A 19,925-nucleotide genomic window follows, 5' to 3' on the forward strand; every position below is an offset into this window, starting at 1 on the left:
ACGCAAGGTACTGCCACGCCCATGCCCACTTCCGCACCCGTCTCGGCACCCCGCACTCTCGCGGAAGCCCTGCGCCCCCGCTCCGACGCTTCCCTCGCCGCGCTGCTGCGGGCCCGCCCGGACCTGCTGTCGCCGGTACCGAACGACCTGAGCCAGCTCGCCACCCGGGCCGCCACCCGCGCCTCCGTGGTGCGTGCCCTGGAGCGGCTCGACCGGTTCACGCTGCAGACCGCCGAGGCGCTCGCCGTGTCCCCTGACCCGGCCCCGTACGAGACCCTCCGCGACTTGATGACCGGCGACGAGGGCGATCCCCGGATCGCCGACGCGGTGCCGGTCGCGGTGGCCACGCTGCGTGAGCAGGCACTGTTGTGGGGGGCGAACGACCGGCTGCGGCTGGTGCGTACCGCCCGCGAACTCCTCGCGCCGTCGCCGACGCACCCGTCCCCCACCGGTCTGGGCCCGACCGTCGCCGAGGCGACCGCGGGGACGGGCATGTCGCCGACCCGGCTGCAGGAGATCATGGCCGCCGCCGGGCTGCCCACCACGCATGACCCGGTGTCCGCGATCAGCGCCCTGACCTCGCTGTTCACCGACCGGGACCGGATGTCGGCGCTGCTCGACACGGCGCCGCCCGAGGCCCTGATGGTGCTGGAGCGGCTGGTCTGGGGCCCGCCGTACGGCGAGGTCACCTCCGACCCGACGCCGCCCGTACGGTGGCTGCGCGACCGGGGTCTGCTGCTGCCCACCAGCCCGCGCACGGTCGTTCTGCCGCGCGAGGCCGCGCTGCACATGCGGGGCGGGCGCGCGCACCGCTCGGCCGAGCCCGCGCCGCCCGCCGTGGTGGCCGCCGCCGCATACCGTCCACAGGTTGTGGACGGCACGGCCGCCGGTCAGGCGTACGCCGCGCTGTCGACCGTCGAGGACCTGCTCAAGGACTGGAACGAGGGCGGCCCCGCCGTCATGCGCTCCGGCGGCCTGAGCGTCCGCGACCTCAAGCGGACCGCCGCAGCGCTGTCCATGCCGGAGCCGATGGCCGCCTTCTGGGTCGAACTCGCCTACGCGGCGGGCTTGTTGGCCCCCGACGGCGAGGCCGACGAACGGTACGCCGCGACCCCCGCGTACGACGAGTGGCTCGGCCTCCCTCCGCAGGACCGCTGGACGCGCATCGCATCGGCCTGGCTGTACGCGACCCGCACCGCGGGTCTGATCGGCGGCCAGGACGCGAAGGGCCGCGCGCTCGCCGCGCTCGGCCCCGAGCTGGACCGTTCGGCGGCCCCCGAGGTGCGCCGCCGTGTGCTCGACCTGCTCGCCTCGCTCCCCGAGGCCGCCGCGCCCGCGCCCGAGACGGTGCTGGCCCGGCTGCGCTGGGAGCGTCCGCTGCGGGCCGCGAACGCGCAGTCGGCCCAGGGCGGCGTGTCCGCGAACACCAGCGGCGACCTGCGCTCCCGGATGGCGCTGTGGACCCTCAACGAGGCCGAGCTCATCGGCTTCACGGGCCGCGGCGCGCTGTCCGGCCACGGCCGTGCGCTGCTCGGACATGCCACCACGGCCGAGGGCGCCGCGCCGGGTGCCGCGGCGCGGGGTGCGGTGCGGGCCGCCGGTCGCGCCCCCGCCCAGTCCACCGGCCGCCCCCCGGCTCAGTCCGTCGGGCAGGCACTCGGGCAGGCGGGCGCCGCCGCGCGAACACCCGCGCAGAACTCCGCGGCCGAGACCGCCGCGGCGGCCGTACGCGCCGCCGATCTCCTCGCGCCGCTCATCCCCATGCCGCTGGACCACGTACTCCTGCAGGCCGACCTCACCGCCGTCGCGCCCGGCCCCCTCCAACGGCCGCTGGCCGAGACGCTCGGGGTGCTCGCGGACGTCGAGTCGAAGGGCGGGGCGACCGTCTACCGGTTCACGCCCGCGTCCGTACGCCGTGCGCTCGACGCCGGGCTGACCGCGTCCGACCTGCACACCTTCCTGACCGACCACAGCCGTACGCCGGTGCCGCAGCCGCTCAGCTACCTCATCGACGACGTGGCGAGGAAGCATGGGCATCTGCGGGTCGGTTCGGCCTGCGCGTATGTGCGCTGCGACGACGACGCGATGCTGGGCGAGATCCTCGCCGACAAGCGGTCGCAGCCGCTGGGGCTGCGCCGGCTCGCCCCCACCGTGCTGGCCGCGCAGACCGACCCGGTGACGCTCCTCGACGGTCTGCGCGCGATGGGCTTCGCGCCCGCCGCGGAGTCCGTGTCCGGCGACGTGATGATCACCCGCGCCGACGCGTACCGCACCCCGCCGCGCACGGCGCCGGTGCCCGTCCCCGAGGGCCCGCCGACCCCCGACGACACGCTGCTGGGCGCCGCGCTGCGGGCGATCCGGGCCGGGGACATGGCGTCGACCGCGGTACGCAAGGTCAGCCCGGCGGTGGCGGCCGAAGCGGGCACGGGCAGCCCCGACATCGGCGCCGCCACGGGCGGCGGAGTCCTGCCCCGCACCACGTCCGCCGAGACCCTGGCCACCGTCCAGGCGGCGGCGCTCACCGGGTCCGCGGTGTGGATCGGCTACGTCAACGCGGACGGGGCTGCGAGTCAGCGGGTCATCGCTCCGGTGCGGGTCGAGGGCGGGTTCGTGACGGCGTACGACCACACCGCGGACGAGGTCCGCACGTATCCGCTGCACCGGATCACGGGTGTGGCGGAGCTGGCGGACGTGCCGTAGACCGGACCGGGGCGGGGGCGCCCCCGGCGGGGCGGGGAACAGCCCCGCGCAGCGGCTAAGCCTTGTCCGCCCGAACCTTCGCGCCCACCTTCGCGCCCACCTTCGCGCCGGGCTTCCTCGCCCAGGGCTTCTTCCCCCAGGGCTTCCTCGCCCACGGCATCTTCGTGCCGGGCTTCCCCGTCCTCGGCTTCTCCCCCGGCTTCTTCTCGCCCGGCTTCCGCTCGTCCGGCTCCGTCCCGGCCACCGGCTTCGTCCCGCCCCGGCGCGTCCGGGCGATCCGCCCCAGCCGCCGCCCGAGCAGCACATAACCGATCAACGCGCCCGTCGTGTTCAGGATCACGTCGTCGATGTCGAAGGCACGGCCCGCCACGATCGCGCCCTGTGCCAGCTCCACGAGGATCATCACCACCACGGTGAAAACGACCACCCGGATCAGCCGCAGCGAGCGCGGCACCAGGACCGGCAGCAGCATGCCGAAGGGCATGCCGAGCACCAGGTTGCCGCCGATCTGCTTGCAGGCCGCGAGGAACGTGTAGTCCTCCGCGTACTGCCGCAACGACGCACCAGGGCGCAAGTTGGTGGTGACAAGGCTTTCGGAGGCGTGCGACGGGGCGAGCGTGAGCCGCGCCAGAGCCGCCGAGAAAAGAACCAGTCCAAGGAAAGCCAACGCCACGGCGAGCGCCCGCAGCATGGCCTGACCCCAGGTGGCACGAGTACCGACTTCGGATGTCATGGCGTTCCACGTACCCCGGCCCGGCCGGGTCACTCGGGTCGGCCCGAGCCGTATGCGGCACGCACACGCGACCCACATCGCACGCGGTACGGCACACTGGACGTTTGGCCGCTCAGGCCGAACCACCGCAGAAAGGGCCGAGGCGCGCGTGAATTCAGGACCCCTCATCGTCCAGAGCGACAAGACCCTCCTGCTGGAAGTCGAGCACGAGCAGTCCGGCGCCTGCCGCCGGGCCATCGCGCCCTTCGCCGAGCTGGAGCGCGCGCCCGAGCACATCCACACCTACCGGCTGACCCCGCTCGGCCTGTGGAACGCACGCGCCGCGGGCCACGACGCGGAGCAGGTCGTCGACGCGCTCGTCGAGTACTCCCGCTACCCCGTCCCGCACGCGCTCCTCGTCGACATCGCCGAGACGATGTCCCGCTACGGCCGCCTCACCCTCTCCAAGCACCCCACGCACGGCCTGGTCCTGACCTCCACCGACCGCCCCGTACTGGAGGAGATCCTCCGCTCGAAGAAGGTCCAGCCGCTCGTCGGCAACCGGATCGACGGGGACACGGTCGCCGTCCACCCCTCCGAGCGCGGCCAGATCAAGCAGACGCTGCTGAAGCTGGGCTGGCCCGCCGAGGACCTCGCGGGTTACGTCGACGGTGAGGCCCACGACATCGCGCTGGCCGAGAACGGCTGGGCCCTGCGCCCGTACCAGCAGCAGGCCGTCGAGGGCTTCTGGCACGGTGGCTCCGGAGTGGTCGTGCTGCCCTGCGGCGCGGGCAAGACGCTGGTGGGCGCTGGCGCCATGGCGGTCGCCAAGGCCACCACCCTGATCCTCGTCACCAACACCGTCTCGGCCCGCCAGTGGAAGCACGAGCTGGTCAAGCGGACATCGCTGACCGAGGAGGAGATCGGCGAGTACAGCGGTACGCGCAAGGAGATCCGCCCGGTGACCATCGCGACGTACCAGGTCCTCACCACGAAGCGGAAGGGCGTCTACGCGCACCTGGAGCTCTTCGACTCGCGCGACTGGGGCCTGATCATCTACGACGAGGTCCACCTGCTGCCCGCGCCCGTCTTCAAGTTCACCGCGGACCTGCAGGCGCGCCGACGGCTCGGTCTGACCGCGACGCTGGTGCGTGAGGACGGCCGCGAGTCGGACGTCTTCTCCCTCATCGGTCCGAAGCGGTTCGACGCGCCGTGGAAGGAGATCGAGGCACAGGGGTACATCGCGCCCGCCGACTGTGTCGAGGTCCGCGTCAATCTGACGGAGAGCGAACGGCTCGCGTACGCGACGGCCGAGCCCGAGGAGAAGTACCGCTTCTGCGCGACGACCGCGACGAAGCGGAAGGTGACGGAAGCGCTGGTCGCCAAGCACGCGGGTGAGCAGACCTTGGTCATCGGCCAGTACATCGACCAGCTCGACGAGCTGGGTGAGCACCTGGACGCCCCGGTCATCAAGGGCGAGACGTCCAACGCGCAGCGCGAGAAGCTCTTCGAGTCGTTCCGGCAGGGCGAGATCAGTGTGCTCGTGGTGTCGAAGGTCGCGAACTTCTCGATCGACCTGCCCGAGGCGACGGTCGCCATCCAGGTGTCGGGCACCTTCGGCTCCCGCCAGGAGGAGGCACAGCGCCTCGGCCGGGTGCTGCGCCCGAAGGCGGACGGGCACGAGGCCCGCTTCTACTCGGTGGTCGCGCGCGACACGATCGACCAGGACTTCGCGGCCCACCGCCAGCGCTTCCTGGCCGAGCAGGGCTACGCGTACCGCATCGTGGACGCGGACGAACTGATGGCGGACGGCGGCAAGTAACCCCCCTGCGGCCCGCCTCCGCCGGAGCCCGGCGGGCCGGTCAGTCCTTGCCCGCCCCGGGCGTACGGCTCAGCGGGGCCGCCTTCGGCGCGGTGCGCGGGGACGGCAGGCCGGCGGCCGCTGCCGCCCGACGGGTCCGCAGCCGCCAGGCCACGCACACCAGCAGCGCGCACGCCACCATCGCGTACGGCGAGGCCGCCGGCTGCTGCCACCACGCCAGCCGCAGATCGAGCTCCCCCTGGTGCGGCACCAGCCACAGGCTGCGCCCGAGGAACACCGCACCCACCGCCACGGCGATCCGGCCCCGGCCCTCCGCGACCAGCACGGCGAGCAGCGGCACGCACCACACCCAGTGGTGCGACCAGCTGATCGGCGAGACGAGCAGCGCCGTCGCCGCGGTGGCCAGCACGCCCCAGGTCTCGCGGCCCGCCCCGACCGCCGCGCGGCGCGCGGTCCACAGCCCCGCGACGCCGGTGAGCACCGCGGCGACCGCCCATACGGCGCCGGGCTCCTCGGTGTGCAGCACGCGCGCGAACAGGCCCTGGAGCGACTGGTTGTCGACGATCCACGCCTTGCCGACCCGCCCGGTCTCGAAGATCCGCCGGGTCCAGAAGTCGATGCTGGCCGTCGGCAGGACGAGCGCCCCGAGCAGCACCGTGCCGATGAACGAGGCGAGAGCGGTGAGCCCGGCCCGTACCCGCCCGGTGAGCAGCAGATAGACGATGAAGATCGCGGGGGTGAGCTTGACGCCCGCCGCGATGCCGAGGCCGAAGCCCTTGCCGATGGCGTCGTCCGTACGGGAGAGGTCCCACAGGACGAGGCAGACGAGGACGAGGTTGATCTGCCCGAAAAGGATGGTCTGGAAGACGGGTTCGAGCCACAGCCCCACGGCGGTGCCCGCGAGAACGAGCGCGGGCCGGACCGGCAGCCGGGCGAACCGGCAGGAGAGGTGAACCAGCAGCGCGAGGAGCGCGGCGTTGCCCACGGCGAAGACGACCTTGAGGACGTCCAGTGGCAGCCAGGTCGTCGGTACGAAGAGGATCGCGGCGAACGGCGGGTAGGTGGCGGGCAGTTGCCACTCGGTGACCGTGAAGCCGTACAGATCGGTGCCGTTCGCGACGGCTGCGCCTTCCGCCCGGTACACGAGCGTGTCGGCCATCGGGATGTGCTGGAACAGGCAGAGCGCGGTCAGCGCGACCAGCGACACGGCGAGCAGAATGCCCGCGACGGCCGTCGAACGGGGGGTCATCACGCTGCGGTCTTCCACGGCCGCGACCCTAGTGGATCAGCGAGGGGGTCCCTGCAAACCAGCGGGTCGGACGGCCCGATTCCGCGTGCCTGTCGGACGGGGGCACGTGCCTGCCGGACTCGCGGGGGCATGCCCTGCCGGACGCGCGGTGCGTGCCCTGGCTGACCTGCGCTCACGCGCCTGCCGAACGCGCGGGGCGTACCCGCCGGACGGGGCTCACGCACTTGTGGGACGCGCGGGGCGTCCCGCCGGACGGGGCTCACGCACCTGCCGCACGCGCGGGGCACGGTCTGTCGAACGGGGCTCACGCACCTGCCGGCCGCGCGAGGCGTCCCGCCGGACATGGGCTCACGCACCTGCCGCACACGGGCTCAGCGGCGCTTCACGCCCGCCTCCTCCGCGTACTCCCCGAGCACGGCCACGCTGAACGCGGCGCTCGCGAAGACCTTGACGGCGCGCAGGGCGGCGCCGACCGGGTGCGGGCGGTGGCCGGTGACGCCGAGTGCGGTCGCGCCCGCGAGGGGCCGGCTGCGGCGGACCGAGGGACCTGGGGTGAACGTCGCTGTACTCATGTCTCCATCATGGTTTTCGGGCCCGCCCGGCACATCGCTCCGCAGACGGAACTCCCACGCCCCCCTGCTCCCCCTGGGGTCGTACGCCGCCCCTGAGACCCGTCTCAGGGGCGCTCCCCCGGCGTTAATCGTTCGCCCGCGCCGAACCCCGCGGCTACACTCCTCGGTCTGCCGCCTCCCTCCGTGGAGCGCCGCCGCCCGGACGGAAACCGGACGGCAGCCATGCCGTGACCCACCGCCGACCGGACCACCGCGCCCCACGCACCACTCGGGTCGCGGCCCGCAGGCCTGCGTACCACCGGAGGCAACACCGTGCCCGCGCACGCATCCGACCCCAGCTCCGCCCTCGACGACCCCCTGGCCCGGGAGGGCGCCCACCTCGCATCCTCGCGCACCGCGCTGCGGGCCATGCGGGAGGACGTCAAGTCCCTCGACATCCGTGACGTCACCGCGAACTGGGTGAACGCCGCCGTTCTCGGCGCCCAGATCGAGGAACGCATCCGGGCCCTCGCCGACCTCGCGCACACCCCGCTGTTCTTCGGCCGCCTCGACTATCTGCACAGGGTCGGCTCGGACCGGGCCGAGGGCGCGGAGGGCGAGCGCTTCTACATCGGCCGCCGGCACGTCCACGACACCGAAGGCGATCCGATGGTCGTCGACTGGCGCGCGCCCGTCTCGCAGCCCTTCTACCGGGCGTCGAAGAAGGACCCGCTCGACGTCGGGCTGCGCCGCCGCTTCGGTTACACCGGCGGCGAACTCACCGCGTACGAGGACGAGCACCTGTCCGACCCCACCGAGGCCGCGCGCACCAGCAAGCTGCTCCAGGCGGAGATCGAACGGCCGCGCGTCGGCCCGATGCGGGACATCGTCGCGACGATCCAGCCGGAGCAGGACGAGATCGTACGGTCCGGGCTCGGCGGCACGGTCTGTGTACAGGGCGGCCCCGGCACCGGCAAGACGGCGGTGGGCCTGCACCGGGTCGCGTACCTCCTCTACGCGCACCGCGAGCGGCTCGCCAGGACCGGCACGCTCGTCATCGGGCCGAACAAGTCCTTCCTCCACTACATCGAGCAGGTGCTGCCCGCGCTCGGCGAGTTGGAGGTCAAGCAGGCGACCGTCGACGACCTGGTGGCGCGCGTCGCGCAGGTGGAGGTGCGCGGCACCGACGAGGCCGACGCGGCGATCATCAAGGGCGACGCACGGATGGCGGAGGTACTGCGGCGGGCGATCCGTTCGCACGTCACGATGCCCACCGAGCCGGTCATGGTGATGCGCGGGTCACGCCGCTGGCGGATTCCGGCGTACGAACTCGAAGAGACCGTACGGGAGTTGCTGGCCCGGGACATCCGCTACGGCGCGGCGCACGACGCGCTGCCGCAGCGCATCGCGCACGCGGTGCTGGTACGCATGGAGGAGTCGGGCGAGGCGCCGGACGACCGGGTGCAGGACGCGGTGGCCCGCAATCCGGCGGTGAAGGCGGCCGTCAAGGCGATCTGGCCGGCCGTGGACCCGGCGAAGCTCGTCCTGCGGCTGCTCTCCGACGCGGACTTCCTGGCCGAGCAGGCGCGGGACATCCTCTCGGCGCGGGAGCAGGAGACGATCCGCTGGGCGAAGCCGGCCCGGAGCGTGAAGTCGGCGAAGTGGTCGGCGGCGGACACGGTGCTCATCGACGAGGCGTCGGACCTGGTCTCCCGTACACACTCGCTGGGCCATGTGGTGCTCGACGAGGCGCAGGACCTCTCGCCCATGCAGTACCGGGCGGTGGGGCGGCGCTGCACGACGGGCTCGGCGACGGTCCTCGGCGACCTGGCGCAGGGCACGACGCCGTGGGCCACGGCGAATTGGCCCGAGGCGCTGCGGCACCTGGGCAAGGCGGACGCCGTGATCGAGGAGCTGACGGCCGGCTTCCGCGTGCCGCGCGACGTCATCGCGTACGCGTCGCTGCTCCTCCCCGTGATCTCGCCGGGCCTGGCCCCGGTCTCGTCGGTGCGGGAGAGCCCCGGCTCACTGGCGGTCGTCCCGGTCGAGGCCGCGGAGAAACTGCCGTCGGCGGTGGTGGCGGCCTGCGAGGACTCGCTGCGCCACGAGGGCTCAACCGGCCTGATCGCGGCCGACGCCCGCATCCCGACGCTGGCCGCGGCCCTGACGGCGGCGGGCCACGCATACCTCGCCCCCGGGGAGGAAACCACGGCGGACGCCCGCCTGACCCTGGTCCCGGCATCGCTGGCCAAGGGCCTGGAGTACGACTACGTGGTCCTGGACGAGCCGGCGGCAGTGGTCTCGGCAGAGCCGGACGAGCGCACGGGCCTGCGCCGGCTGTACGTATCACTGACCCGAGCGGTATCAGGCCTGACGATCCTGCACGCGGAGCCGCTGCCGGGGGCGCTGGGGGTGTAGCCCCGAGGGTCCGCGAACGCCGCTCACCTTCGCCACCGGCACGCACTCCCTTTTCTCTCTCCAGGTATCGTGCTGCTCTCCCGCATTCACGCGCGGCCGGACTGCGGGAGAGCAGCAACGGAACGGGGGAGCATGTCCAACTCGGACCTGAAGGTCGATCCGCAATGGCCCGTATACCCGCCAACGTGCCGCCGAACAGTGTCGGTCCGTACAAACGCGAGCTGGAGCGCCGCTTCCGCGCGGCCGTCGCCGAGGCCCGGCAGAGCAAGGCGTTGGACCTCTACCTGCCGGTGAAGCCCATGGACGGCGTCAGCGTCGGGGCCTCGATCCTCGTCTCCGAGTCCGTCGTGCCCCGGCGCCCCGGCCGGCCGCAGGGCGCCGTAGAACCGACCGGTGTGGCGGTCCAACTGTTGTCCAGGGACGGGGTGGAGGGGGCGGACCTGAGCTCGGGCGAGATCGACGGCGCCCTGGCCGTGCGCCGCGAGCACGTGGCCGACGCCGCGTCGACCACCCCGCTGAAACTCCGCTTCCGGTCCTGGTGGCGGTCGGCCCCGCCACGGGTGAGCACGAGGCGACCCTCCGCGCCCTCACCGAGGCGGAGGACCCGAACGCAGTCGAGCCCCCCCGTCGTCAAGTCCGTCCAGTCGCAAACCCTGGGCACGGGCATGTCCACCTTTCGCTACATCCCTCAGGAGGACTCGCCCCACACGCTGGCCTGCGTCCGGTACGCGTGGCGGGACGAGGAGCGCGGGGCGGACGTCGTTGTCTGGACCGCGTCCTAGGACATCGAGCACGTCCTGCGCGCGGCGGAGGAAGTGGACGCACTCGTGCGTGCGCTGGGTGTCTGGGTGTCTGGGTGCCGTGAGCGAACGGCCGACTTTCAGCCCGCCCGGCGGTTGAGGACCCGCCCGCAAGGCGCCCCGGGCCCCTGGGGGCCCGGCCCCGCCTCCGGTAAGGGGCGGGCAGGGGGCGGCGGCGCAGGCAACCCGCACCAGCACCCCGCCGCACACACCCGCCTCCGGGGCCGCGCACACCCGCCCCCGCCTCCGGCTGCACGCACCGCGACCCGGCGCTCCCGCCGCCCGCACCCGGGGCCAGGACCTCACCCGTACCCCCGCCGGAGGCGTTACGCGTCCAGCAACCCCCGCCACTCCCGTACCGCCGCCGCCTCCACCGGCTTCGACCAGCCGCCCGGCCGGGCCGCGCCGCCGATGTGGAAGCCGGTGATCCCCGCCGCCCGCAGCTCCGGCACATGTTCGAGCCGCAGCCCGCCGCCGACCAGGAGCCGCGCTCCGTAGCCCGGCTCGCTCCGCTCCGATGCCGCCGCCTCGGCCAGCAGCGTCGGCAGGCCCGCGTCGACGCCGTCCGCGGAGCCCGCGGTCAGGTAGGTGTCGAGGCCGGGCAGCTCCGCGAGTTGCTTGCGGGCCGCGTCGCGGTCGGCCGCCCGGTCGATCGCCCGGTGGAACGTCCACGGGCATCCCTCGATCTCCGCGACAACCCGCTCGACGGCGACCAGGTCGGGGCTGCCGTCCGGGTCCAGGAAGCCGAGGACGAACTCGTCCGCCCCCTCGGCCCGCATCCCGCGCGCGGCCTCGACCAGTGCGTCGATGTCCCCCGCGGCGAATCCGTCGGCGAGGCGCAGCATCACCCGCAGCCGGATGTCCACGGCCGCCCGGATCCGCCCGAAGGTCTCGCGGGACGGGGTCAGGCCGTCCGCCGCCATGTCGGTGATCAGCTCCAGGCGATCAGCCCCTCCGGACTGGGCCGCGACCGCGTCCTCCGCGTCGAGAGCGATAACCTCCAGGACTGCACGGTTGCTCATGTGACCCCATTCCATTCGCCAAGAAGACCACTACAGGTCTAGTCCAATAGGCAGCCTACGGGGCAGGCCCCCACCTGCGCATCAGAGCACAGGCGGGGCGGCGTCTCAGTGAGCGTGGTCGCCACTCTCACCCTTCCCACCCTTCTCCGCCTTGTCCGGAGCCTTGTCCGGCTCGGCCGCGCCGTCCGCGCCACTCGCGTGCACCGTGAAGGCCACGTTCCGCACCTTGCCCTCGTGCCGGAAGTCGAGGAAGAGCCGGTACGCACCAGAGCTCGGCGCCGTCGCGGTGAAGGACACCTCCGGGCCCGGCTCGGTGACACCGTCGCCCGGCTCGCCGTTCGGGTGGACGTGCAGGTACGCGAGGTCACCGGAGCGCAGGGCGACCAGGTGGCCGTACGCACCCAGGTAGGGCTGGAGGTCGGTGACGGCCTTGCCGTCCTTGGCCACGGACAGCTTGAGCTCCCGCGCGGCGCCGGACCGCAGCCCGCCCGCGAGAGTGACCTCGTACCCGTCCACCTCGGCGGTGGCCTTCACCGGCGGCAGCGCGGCGGGCTCGAAGTCGCCCCCCACGGCCAGGTCGGCGCCGAGAGTCACCCCATCGGCGCCCTGCTTCGAGGGCTTGAAGTCGGCGAAGACGCGGTAGCCGCCGGCGGCGGGCAGCTCGGCGGGCGTGCTCCAGGTGCCGTCGGCGGCGCGTGTCGGGTGCAGGTGGCGGTAGACGGTCAGATCGCGGGAGGCGACGATGAAGTGGAGCTCCTTGCCGTGCTCGCGCCGGTACGCCGTGACGTTGCGCCCGGCGTCGTCCTTGACGGAGAAGCGCAGTTCGGTGCGGTCACCGGCCTTGACGCGCGGGGTTTCGAGCGCGAGGGCGTAACCGCCCGTGGAGACCTGGAGGCCGCCCGGGGTCTCGGGTGCGGCGGCGTCCGCCTTCTCCGCCGACCGCTTCTCCCCCTTCTCCGGCTTCGCGCCCTCGTGCTCGCCGTGCTCCGCCGCGGGCCGCTCCTCCGCGACCACGGGGCCGACCCCCTGCCCCACCCCGTACGCGGTGCCGAACGTGGCGGCGAGCGCGGTGGCGAAGGCAGCGATCTTCACTCCGGTGTTCATGACGGTCTCCTCGGGTGGGCGACGCCTCATCGGCGGTGACGGTGAAGCGGGACGGGGTGAAGCGGTGTGCGGTGCGACAGGCTGTCCGTGCACTTCGACAATACCCCCCAGGGGTATCCCGTCAAGTCCGTTCCGACACTTGCGTCGGATAGGGGCGGGGGGTATACATGGACCCAGCGAACACGATACCCCCAGGGGGTATAAAATGGCATGACAGGCCCGACGCCCCAGCCACCGCCCCGCCCACCACGAGGAGCAGACGTGACCACCACGACGACCGGCGCAGGAGCCGAGGTCGAACTCGCCATCGGCGGCATGACCTGCGCCTCCTGCGCCGCCAGGATCGAGAAGAAGCTCAACCGCATGGACGGCGTCGAGGCCACCGTCAACTACTCCACCGAGAAGGCCAAGGTCAGCTACCGGGGCGAGGACATCTCCGTGGCGGACCTGATCGCCACCGTCGAGGCCACCGGGTACAGCGCGAAGGAGCCCGCCCCGCCGCGTACGGCGGGCAGCACCCCGACGGAGGCCGAGGGTGACGCCGCGGAGGCCGACGAGCTGCGCCCGCTGCGGCAGCGGCTGATCACCGCCACCGTCCTCGCCGTCCCCGTCATCGCGATGGCGATGGTCCCGGCCCTCCAGATCAACTTCTGGCAGTGGCTGTCCCTGACACTGACCGCCCCGGTCGTCACGTACGCCGCCTGGCCCTTCCACCGCGCCGCCTGGACCAACGCCAAGCACGGCGCGGCGACGATGGACACCCTGATCTCGGTCGGCACCTCGGCGGCGTTCCTGTGGTCGCTGTGGGCGCTGTTCTTCGGCACCGCCGGCACGCCCGGCATGACGCACCCCTTCGAGCTGACGATCTCGCGCAGCGACGGCGCCGGGAACATCTACCTGGAGGCGGCCGCGGGCGTCACCGCGTTCATCCTCGCCGGGCGCTACTTCGAGGCCCGCTCCAAGAGGAAGGCGGGCGCCGCGCTCAAGGCCCTGCTGGAACTCGGCGCCAAGAGCGTCACCGTGCTGCGCGACGGCCGCGAGGAGACCGTGCCCACGGCCGACCTGGCCGTCGGCGACCACTTCGTCGTACGCCCCGGCGAGAAGATCGCCACCGACGGCTCGGTCGTCGAGGGCACCTCCGCCGTCGACGCCGCCATGCTCACCGGCGAGTCCGTCCCGGTCGAGGTCGGGCCCGGCGACTCCGTCACCGGCGCGACCCTGAACGCCGGCGGCCGGCTCGTCGTCGAGGCCACCCGGGTCGGCGCGGACACCCAGCTCGCCAGGATGGCCAAGCTCGTCGAGGACGCGCAGAACGGCAAGGCCGCGGCCCAGCGGCTCGCCGACAAGATCTCCGCCGTCTTCGTACCCGTCGTCATCGCGCTCGCGCTCGGCACCCTCGGCTTCTGGCTCGGCAACGGCTCGGGCCTGACCGCCGCGTTCACCGCGGCCGTCGCCGTCCTGATCATCGCCTGCCCCTGCGCGCTGGGCCTGGCCACGCCGACCGCACTCATGGTCGGTACGGGCCGCGGCGCCCAGCTCGGCATCCTCATCAAGGGCCCGGAAGTCCTGGAGACCACCCGCAAGGTCGACACGATCGTCCTCGACAAGACCGGCACCGTCACCACCGGTCGGATGACGCTGCTCGCCGTGCACACCGCCGACACCACCGACGAGTCCGAAGTGCTGCGCCTGGCAGGGGCGTTGGAGCACGCGTCCGAGCACCCGATCGCACAGGCCGTCGCGGCGGGCGCCGCCGACCGGCTCGGCACACTGCCCACCCCCGAGGACTTCGCGAACATCCCCGGCCTGGGCGTCCAGGGCATCGTGGAGGGCCACGCCGTCCTGGTCGGCCGGGACCGGCTGCTCACGGAGTGGGCGATGAGCCTGCCCGTGGAGCTGGAGCGGGCCAAGGCGGCGGCCGAGGCCCAGGGGCGTACCGCGATCGCGGTGGCCTGGGACGGCGAGGCCAGGGCGGTCCTGGAGGTCGCGGACGCGGTCAAGGAGACCAGCGCCGAGGCGATCCGCAGGCTGCGCGCCCTGGGCCTGACCCCGATCCTGCTGACCGGCGACAACAAGGCCGTCGCGGAGTCGGTCGCCAAGGAGGTCGGCATCGACCAGGTCTTCGCGGAGGTCATGCCGGAGGACAAGGTCGACGTGGTCAAGAAGCTCCAGGCGCAGGGCCGCAGCGTGGCGATGGTCGGGGACGGCGTCAACGACGCCGCCGCGCTCGCCCAGGCCGACCTGGGGCTGGCCATGGGCACCGGCACGGACGCCGCGATCGAGGCGGGCGACCTCACGCTCGTACGAGGTGATCTGCTCGCCGCCGCGGACGCCATCCGGCTGTCCCGCAAGACGCTCGGCACCATCAGGTCGAACCTCTTCTGGGCCTTCGCCTACAACGTGGGCGCTCTGCCGCTCGCGGCGGCCGGCCTGCTCAACCCGATGATCGCCGGAGCGGCCATGGCCTTCTCCTCGGTCTTCGTCGTCGGCAACTCCCTGCGGCTGCGCGGCTTCAAGGCCGCCAAGAGCTGAACCGCCCCGACCGGGCGGACGACGGACCGGGTGGACGACGGAGGAGACGGAGACCCACAGTGGCCGGCTACGAACCGAAGAAGGACGACATCGTCAGACGCCTGCGCCGCATCGAGGGCCAGGTGCGGGGGCTTCAGCGGATGGTCGAGCAGGACACGTACTGCATCGACGTACTCACCCAGGTGTCCGCGACCAATGCAGCACTCCAGTCCTGCGCCGTGGTCCTGCTCGACGAGCACCTCAACTGCTGTGTGTCGGAGGCCATCGTGCAGGGCGGGGACCAGGCGAGGACCAAGGTCGGCGAGGCCTCCAAGGCCATCGCCCGGCTGCTGCGGACATAGCCCGCACGACAGCGGACGCGGACGGGCAGGATCAGCCGCCCTTGTACGAAGGACAGTCACCGGACAGCCGGACGCTCAGGCGCAGACACAGCCCGAGCACCTGGCGGAGCAGCACCACCTCGGCCGCTCCCACTCCGCAGACCTTCGCGCAGGGGCGGCCCTGTCCGTACCCGGCTCCGTGGGCCGCGATTTCCTTCGTGAAAGAGAACATCACACCAAGATACCCTCCGGGGGTACCTGTCACTCGGGCCTGACCGGCCGTACGATGTGGCCGTTCCGAACCGGCAAGGCCCGACGAGGGAGAGACCGTGCGACGGCTGGGCGAACTCGAAGCCGAAATAATGGACCGGCTGTGGCGATGGCGGCGGCCCGCCACGGTCCGCGAGGTCGTCGACGACATCAATCTCAGCAGGCCCGTCGCCTACACCACGGTGATGACGGTCGCGGACATCCTGCACCGCAAGGGCTGGCTGAACCGCGAGAAGGTCTCCAGGGCCTGGGTGTACGAACCGGTGCGCAGCCGCGAGGAGTACACCGCGGGCATGATGCAGGACGCCCTGGGCAACAGCCAGGACCGGCAGGCCGCCCTGCTGCGCTTCGTCGAGCACATGTCCCACGAGGACGTGGCCGCACTCGACGCGGCACTGCGCTCCGTGGCCCGTCCGGGCACCGGCGGCCCCTCATGAACCACCACGTCCTCCCGCCGCTCGGCGTCGTCCTGCTCGCCGGGATCCTGCTGCCCCACCTGCTGGGGCGCGCCCACTGGACGCATCAGGCGCCGCGGCTCGCGGTCGGGGTGTGGGGCGCGCTCGCGGTGACGTTCACCGGCGGGGTGGCCCTGCTGATGGCCCAGCTGATCCTGCCCAAGGAGTCCAGCCACCAGCTGCTCGACCTGGTGGAGTCGGCCGTCCCCTGGAACGGGGTCGCTTTCCATCTCCGCACCCGTGCGGGCCTGTTGAACCTCAGTACGGTGGAGACCGCCGCCGCGCTGGCCGCCGCGGCCGTCCCGCTGCTGCCCGTCTCCGCGCTCGCCCGGGAGTTGCTGCGCTCACACAGGTCGCGCTCACGCCACGCCGAGCTGCTGCGGCTGGTCGGCAGCCCGGAACCCCGGCTGCGGGCCACGGTCCTGGCGCACGAGACGCCCGTCGTCTACTGCCTGCCGGGCCGCTGCTCGCAGGTCGTGGTCAGCTCGGGCGCCCTGCACACCCTGACCGACGCGCAGTTGGCGGCGGCGCTGGCACACGAGCGCGCGCACATCACGGGCCGGCACCACCTCTTGGTGGCCGCGGCCGAGGCGTTCTCCACCGTGTTCCGCGGGCTGCCGCTGGCCCGGCGGGTGGGCAGCGAGCTGCCCCTGCTCCTGGAGATGGCCGCCGACGACCGCGCGCTGCGCCGCTGTTCACGCGACGCACTGGCGACGGCGCTGTACGCGATGGCGGCCGGACAGGTGCCGCGCGCGGCGTTCGCGGCGGGCGGCCCCTCCGCGGTGGTCCGCATGCGGCGCATCCTGTTACCGAACCGCGCGGGCCATCCCGTGCTGCGCGGACTGCTCACCGTGTCCGGCGCGGTGGGCGCGATCGCCCCCCTGGTCATGGCCTGCTGCTCCATTCCCGGATAATCCCCACCACTCACCCCCCACTACTGAATTACTAAGTAAATTCGTAGATTGCGGCAGATTGCATTCGGGGCCTCGGTGCCTCGAATTGACCGCTAGTGTTGGGGCGGTTGGGGCGATCCTGCCCGCCGGGAAGGTACGGAATCTATGCACTCCGTGGAGGTGCGGCCCGCGGTTTCGGCCGAGGCGTCCGCAATTTCCCGGCTGCTCGCCACCGCGATACGCGACAGCTATACCGGACTTCTCGGAAGTACGGATGTGGAGCGACTGGTGAGCCGCCATTGCCCGCTCACCCGCATCAATGCGGAAATCGGAATTCGCGGCGGTGCGCCCGGCTGGCTCGGCTGGCTGGTCGCCGTCGACGCGGACGGCACGGTGCTCGGCACGGCGGCGGGCGGCGTACCCCTGGCAGGGCACGGCGAGTTGTACGCACTGTGCATGCTGCCGTCCCGTCGCCACGAGGGCATCGGATCCACGCTGCTGGCCGCGGCGACCGACCGGATGCGCGCCCACCAGGCCGAGCGGCAGTCGATCTCACTGCCCACCACGAAGGACCCCGCGCTGCCGTTCTACGAGCGGCACGGCTTCACCGGCGACGGGACCAGGCTGGCCCGCACGCTGCGACCGCCCCGCACCCCCTGATCCGCACCCCCTGATCCGCGCGCCCTCCCCCGCCGCCCCGATCCGCGCGCCCTGATCCGTACGCCCCGATCCGTACGCCCTCCTACGACGCGCTCCGCCACGACGCCGCCCGTGCGCCGCCCCGCTGCCCGCCCTCCCCTGGCAGATCCACGCCAACGCGTGGACACGCAGCGCCCGGAGCTGGCCCGGCGGCCGTCCGGCAGGACACGCTTTGTCCAGCGGCGCGGCCCCGGCGGCACGGGTGCCCGCCCGGACGGCAGGGAAGACCGAGCCACCTGGAGGAGCGATGCACACACAGGCCAGCATGTCCGCGCCAACCGTGCCCGCCGGGCTCACGTCCACCCTGCCGTCCCGGGGCCTCCCCGTCCCGGGCACCGCGCCCCACCTGCCCGGACTGGAGTCCGTGGCCCCGCACGACGCCGGCTCCGGCTGGCTGCACGACTGCCTCCTCGGCCCGCACAGCGCCGACATCGTCCCGTATCTGAGCCTGGCCAGGGCCACCGGCGGCCCGGTGCTCGACCTGGGGTCCGGCTCCGGGCGGCTCTCGGTGCCCTTCGCCCGGCACGGCTTCGCGGTGGAGGCCGTGGACCGCGACCAGCCGTCGCTGACCGCGCTGCGCGCCTGGGCGGGGCGCATCGGGCCCCGGGTACACGGGTTGATCCGGACGACCCGCGCCGACCTGCTGCGACTGCGACTGCGGGACGAGTATCAACTCGCGCTGCTGGCCGGGGCCATGGTCGCGGCCGTACCGCCGCACAGCCGCCCCGCGATGCTGCGGGAGATCGCCGCGCATCTGGGCGCGGGCGGCGCGCTGGCCCTCGACTACACCGCGCACGAGCCCGCCGCCCTGGCCGAACACCCGCAGCGGAGCTGGGCGTTCCAGGTGCCCCGGTTCGACGGGGTGGAGGAGTGGGTGATCGCCCGGCAGAGCTTTGACCTGTGCGCCATGAGCGAGCGCATCACGTACCACTCGTCGAGGACCGGCAAGTCCTCGACACACCGGGTGGTGCTGCACACCGACAAGTGGATCGTCGACCCGGCGGCGCTGGCCTCGGAGTTGGGCGCGGCGGGCCTGCACATCAGCGACCGCCACCAGCAGCGGATCGACGAGCGGACCCAGAGCGTGCTGCTGATCTGCCGCGCGTGAGGCGGGTGCGGCGTGCGAGAGTCGTCGGTGGGCCGCGCACACGTCGTACGTGATGCGCGTCACACGCGGATCAAGCCAGGCGAAGGCCGGACGAAGCTGTGGCAGGGTCAGGCGGGGGTGCGACTGTTGATGAGGGGGGTTGCTGCGCTGTGGGCAGAAACGATGCCAGGACACATTCACGCGCGGACGATCCCACCCTCTTCCTCTATCAGGAACTGCGCCTCCGTGGCGCCTCCAGCTTCGACGAGGTGGCCGGTGAACTGGATCTGGCCCCGGCCGAGCGTGAGCGATGTCGTGACGAACTGACGTCGCTGGGGCTCATGGTCGCCACCGGTTCGAACCACGACAGCAGCCTGGCGCTCAAGAGCGGCGAACGCCCCGAGTCGGAATCCGACACGGTCACCGTCGTCGCCCCCGAAACCGCTCTGCTGCGGCTGCTGCGCCGCGAACAGCGCCGCCTGAAGGACCACTTGGCGGAGGCCGACCGCACCTACGGTGTGCTCGACACCCTGGCCGACCGCTTTCTGCACGGCGGCGCCCTGACCCAGTCCGAGGTCGAGGTCGAAGTGGTCACCGACTACCGCCGCATCCAGCAGGTGCTGGCAGACATGTCGGACACCATGCGCCACGATTCGCTCTCCATGGTCCCGGGCTCGCTGCAGCGGGAGATTCCGGAGCGCGCCCTGGATCGCGACCGCAGCCAGGTGAACAAGGGCGTACGGGTGCGGTGCATCCACAATCAGCGGTTCACGGCGGTCCCCGAAATGGCCGAGTTCTTTCGCCTGAAGGCGGAGTCCGGCGTCGAGTTGCGCCTCTCCCCCGTGGTCCCGATGAACATGATTATCGCGGACCAGGACATCGCGCTGATCCCGCTGGATCCGGAGAATCCCTCGGTCGGTGCCATTGTCGCCCGCGGTCCCGCTCTCGTGCGTTCCTATATCGCGCTGTATGAATACTGCTGGCACACCGCCACCCCCTATGGGGATTCCGCGTCCACCGAGCAGGGCGGTGACGGCCTGACCGAACAACAGCAGGCCGCCCTGCGCATGCTCGCCACCGGGATGAAGGACGAGAAGATCGCCCGCAGTCTCGGCGTCTCCCTGCGCACCGTGAGCCGGCTGCTTTCCGAGGTCATGCAGGAGCTCGGCGCCTCCAGCCGCTTCGAGGCGGGCGTCAGGGCGACCCGGCTCGGCTGGCTGGACTGAGCCCGTTCCGCCCGGCCCGTCGGCCCTCTCCTTCGCCCCGGCCGAAGCCTTCCGCCGAGTCCCTT

At 72.6% G+C, this 19,925-nt stretch carries 17 protein-coding genes; 11 read left to right on the top strand and 6 right to left on the bottom strand.

From position 1 onward, the window contains the following. Positions 1-21 precede the first annotated feature (21 nt). Positions 22-2,700, top strand: coding sequence for a helicase-associated domain-containing protein (locus ACLLJJ_RS15355; protein ID WP_434591226.1), 2,679 nt, complete (start codon positions 22-24; stop codon positions 2,698-2,700). Between the two features lie 55 nt (positions 2,701-2,755). Here ACLLJJ_RS15355 and ACLLJJ_RS15360 read toward each other — a convergent pair whose 3' ends face one another. Then, positions 2,756-3,433, bottom strand: a complete 678-nt coding sequence (locus ACLLJJ_RS15360) for a VanZ family protein (protein WP_434591229.1) — start codon at positions 3,431-3,433, stop codon at positions 2,756-2,758. Between the two features lie 148 nt (positions 3,434-3,581). Between ACLLJJ_RS15360 and ACLLJJ_RS15365 the strand changes: the two genes are divergently transcribed. Continuing rightward, the gene (locus tag ACLLJJ_RS15365) at positions 3,582-5,234 is read left to right on the top strand and encodes a DNA repair helicase XPB (protein ID WP_434591232.1); all 1,653 of its coding nucleotides are present in this window, start codon (positions 3,582-3,584) and stop codon (positions 5,232-5,234) included. Positions 5,235-5,274: 40 nt separating this feature from the next. Here the strand turns inward: ACLLJJ_RS15365 and ACLLJJ_RS15370 are convergent, their stop codons facing one another. Both ACLLJJ_RS15370 and ACLLJJ_RS15375 read right to left on the bottom strand, forming a co-directional pair. Further along, on the bottom strand, positions 5,275-6,483 hold the full coding sequence (locus tag ACLLJJ_RS15370; RefSeq protein WP_434600431.1) for a glycosyltransferase 87 family protein: 1,209 nt from the start codon (positions 6,481-6,483) through the stop codon (positions 5,275-5,277). A gap of 371 nt (positions 6,484-6,854) precedes the next feature. Next, the gene (locus ACLLJJ_RS15375) at positions 6,855-7,055 is read right to left on the bottom strand and encodes a hypothetical protein (RefSeq protein ID WP_434591235.1); all 201 of its coding nucleotides are present in this window, start codon (positions 7,053-7,055) and stop codon (positions 6,855-6,857) included. 312 nt (positions 7,056-7,367) lie between these two features. Between ACLLJJ_RS15375 and ACLLJJ_RS15380 the strand changes: the two genes are divergently transcribed. Both ACLLJJ_RS15380 and ACLLJJ_RS15385 read left to right on the top strand, forming a co-directional pair. Continuing rightward, a complete protein-coding gene (locus tag ACLLJJ_RS15380) occupies positions 7,368-9,452 on the top strand; it encodes a HelD family protein (RefSeq protein ID WP_434591238.1) in 2,085 nt (694 codons plus the stop codon). Positions 9,453-9,616: 164 nt separating this feature from the next. Then, on the top strand, positions 9,617-10,234 hold the full coding sequence (locus tag ACLLJJ_RS15385; protein ID WP_434591241.1) for a hypothetical protein: 618 nt from the start codon (positions 9,617-9,619) through the stop codon (positions 10,232-10,234). A 344-nt stretch (positions 10,235-10,578) separates the two neighbouring features. Here the strand turns inward: ACLLJJ_RS15385 and ACLLJJ_RS15390 are convergent, their stop codons facing one another. Together ACLLJJ_RS15390 and ACLLJJ_RS15395 are read right to left on the bottom strand one after the other, a co-directional pair. Then, a complete protein-coding gene (locus tag ACLLJJ_RS15390) occupies positions 10,579-11,274 on the bottom strand; it encodes a copper homeostasis protein CutC (protein WP_434591244.1) in 696 nt (231 codons plus the stop codon). Between the two features lie 105 nt (positions 11,275-11,379). Beyond that, positions 11,380-12,378: a hypothetical protein gene (locus ACLLJJ_RS15395; RefSeq protein ID WP_434591247.1), complete on the bottom strand. Its 999-nt coding sequence runs from the start codon at positions 12,376-12,378 to the stop codon at positions 11,380-11,382. Between the two features lie 261 nt (positions 12,379-12,639). On the opposite strand from ACLLJJ_RS15395, the gene ACLLJJ_RS15400 reads away from it, so the two are divergent. Both ACLLJJ_RS15400 and ACLLJJ_RS15405 read left to right on the top strand, forming a co-directional pair. Then, the gene (locus ACLLJJ_RS15400) at positions 12,640-14,910 is read left to right on the top strand and encodes a heavy metal translocating P-type ATPase (RefSeq protein WP_434591250.1); all 2,271 of its coding nucleotides are present in this window, start codon (positions 12,640-12,642) and stop codon (positions 14,908-14,910) included. 59 nt (positions 14,911-14,969) lie between these two features. Then, positions 14,970-15,251, top strand: a complete 282-nt coding sequence (locus ACLLJJ_RS15405) for a metal-sensitive transcriptional regulator (protein ID WP_434591253.1) — start codon at positions 14,970-14,972, stop codon at positions 15,249-15,251. Between the two features lie 31 nt (positions 15,252-15,282). Here the strand turns inward: ACLLJJ_RS15405 and ACLLJJ_RS15410 are convergent, their stop codons facing one another. After that, complete coding sequence (locus ACLLJJ_RS15410) at positions 15,283-15,462, bottom strand: hypothetical protein (protein ID WP_283520716.1); 180 nt, start codon at positions 15,460-15,462, stop codon at positions 15,283-15,285. A gap of 97 nt (positions 15,463-15,559) precedes the next feature. On the opposite strand from ACLLJJ_RS15410, the gene ACLLJJ_RS15415 reads away from it, so the two are divergent. The 5 genes from ACLLJJ_RS15415 (at position 15,560) to ACLLJJ_RS15435 (ending at position 19,860) form a co-directional block, all read left to right on the top strand. Further along, the gene (locus ACLLJJ_RS15415) at positions 15,560-15,937 is read left to right on the top strand and encodes a BlaI/MecI/CopY family transcriptional regulator (RefSeq protein WP_283520717.1); all 378 of its coding nucleotides are present in this window, start codon (positions 15,560-15,562) and stop codon (positions 15,935-15,937) included. Then, the gene (locus tag ACLLJJ_RS15420; protein ID WP_434591257.1) at positions 15,934-16,869 is read left to right on the top strand and encodes a M56 family metallopeptidase; all 936 of its coding nucleotides are present in this window, start codon (positions 15,934-15,936) and stop codon (positions 16,867-16,869) included. The genes ACLLJJ_RS15415 and ACLLJJ_RS15420 overlap by 4 nt, the downstream gene beginning before the upstream one ends. A 144-nt stretch (positions 16,870-17,013) precedes the next feature. Continuing rightward, complete coding sequence (locus ACLLJJ_RS15425) at positions 17,014-17,508, top strand: GNAT family N-acetyltransferase (protein ID WP_434591260.1); 495 nt, start codon at positions 17,014-17,016, stop codon at positions 17,506-17,508. A 304-nt stretch (positions 17,509-17,812) separates the two neighbouring features. Continuing rightward, a complete protein-coding gene (locus ACLLJJ_RS15430; protein WP_434591263.1) occupies positions 17,813-18,655 on the top strand; it encodes a methyltransferase domain-containing protein in 843 nt (280 codons plus the stop codon). A 149-nt stretch (positions 18,656-18,804) separates the two neighbouring features. After that, entirely contained in the window at positions 18,805-19,860 is a 1,056-nt protein-coding gene (locus tag ACLLJJ_RS15435; RefSeq protein WP_434591265.1) for a LuxR C-terminal-related transcriptional regulator, read from the top strand. The last annotated feature ends 65 nt before the right edge of the window (positions 19,861-19,925 follow it).

The sequence above is a fragment of the Streptomyces sp. A5-4 genome, assembly GCF_051131715.1.
GTDB lineage: Bacteria > Actinomycetota > Actinomycetes > Streptomycetales > Streptomycetaceae > Streptomyces.

Bases quoted from the DNA above. Each gene is read 5' to 3' on its own strand.
- ACLLJJ_RS15395 (WP_434591247.1), bottom strand. From the start codon at position 12,378: ATGAACACCGGAGTGAAGATCGCTGCCTTCGCCACCGCGCTCGCCGCC.
- ACLLJJ_RS15410 (WP_283520716.1), bottom strand. From the start codon at position 15,462: ATGTTCTCTTTCACGAAGGAAATCGCGGCCCACGGAGCCGGGTACGGA.
- ACLLJJ_RS15360 (WP_434591229.1), bottom strand. From the start codon at position 3,433: ATGACATCCGAAGTCGGTACTCGTGCCACCTGGGGTCAGGCCATGCTG.
- ACLLJJ_RS15355 (WP_434591226.1), top strand. From the start codon at position 22: ATGCCCACTTCCGCACCCGTCTCGGCACCCCGCACTCTCGCGGAAGCC.
- ACLLJJ_RS15430 (WP_434591263.1), top strand. From the start codon at position 17,813: ATGTCCGCGCCAACCGTGCCCGCCGGGCTCACGTCCACCCTGCCGTCC.
- ACLLJJ_RS15370 (WP_434600431.1), bottom strand. From the start codon at position 6,483: ATGACCCCCCGTTCGACGGCCGTCGCGGGCATTCTGCTCGCCGTGTCG.
- ACLLJJ_RS15385 (WP_434591241.1), top strand. From the start codon at position 9,617: ATGGCCCGTATACCCGCCAACGTGCCGCCGAACAGTGTCGGTCCGTAC.
- ACLLJJ_RS15375 (WP_434591235.1), bottom strand. From the start codon at position 7,055: ATGAGTACAGCGACGTTCACCCCAGGTCCCTCGGTCCGCCGCAGCCGG.
- ACLLJJ_RS15390 (WP_434591244.1), bottom strand. From the start codon at position 11,274: ATGAGCAACCGTGCAGTCCTGGAGGTTATCGCTCTCGACGCGGAGGAC.
- ACLLJJ_RS15420 (WP_434591257.1), top strand. From the start codon at position 15,934: ATGAACCACCACGTCCTCCCGCCGCTCGGCGTCGTCCTGCTCGCCGGG.
- ACLLJJ_RS15425 (WP_434591260.1), top strand. From the start codon at position 17,014: ATGCACTCCGTGGAGGTGCGGCCCGCGGTTTCGGCCGAGGCGTCCGCA.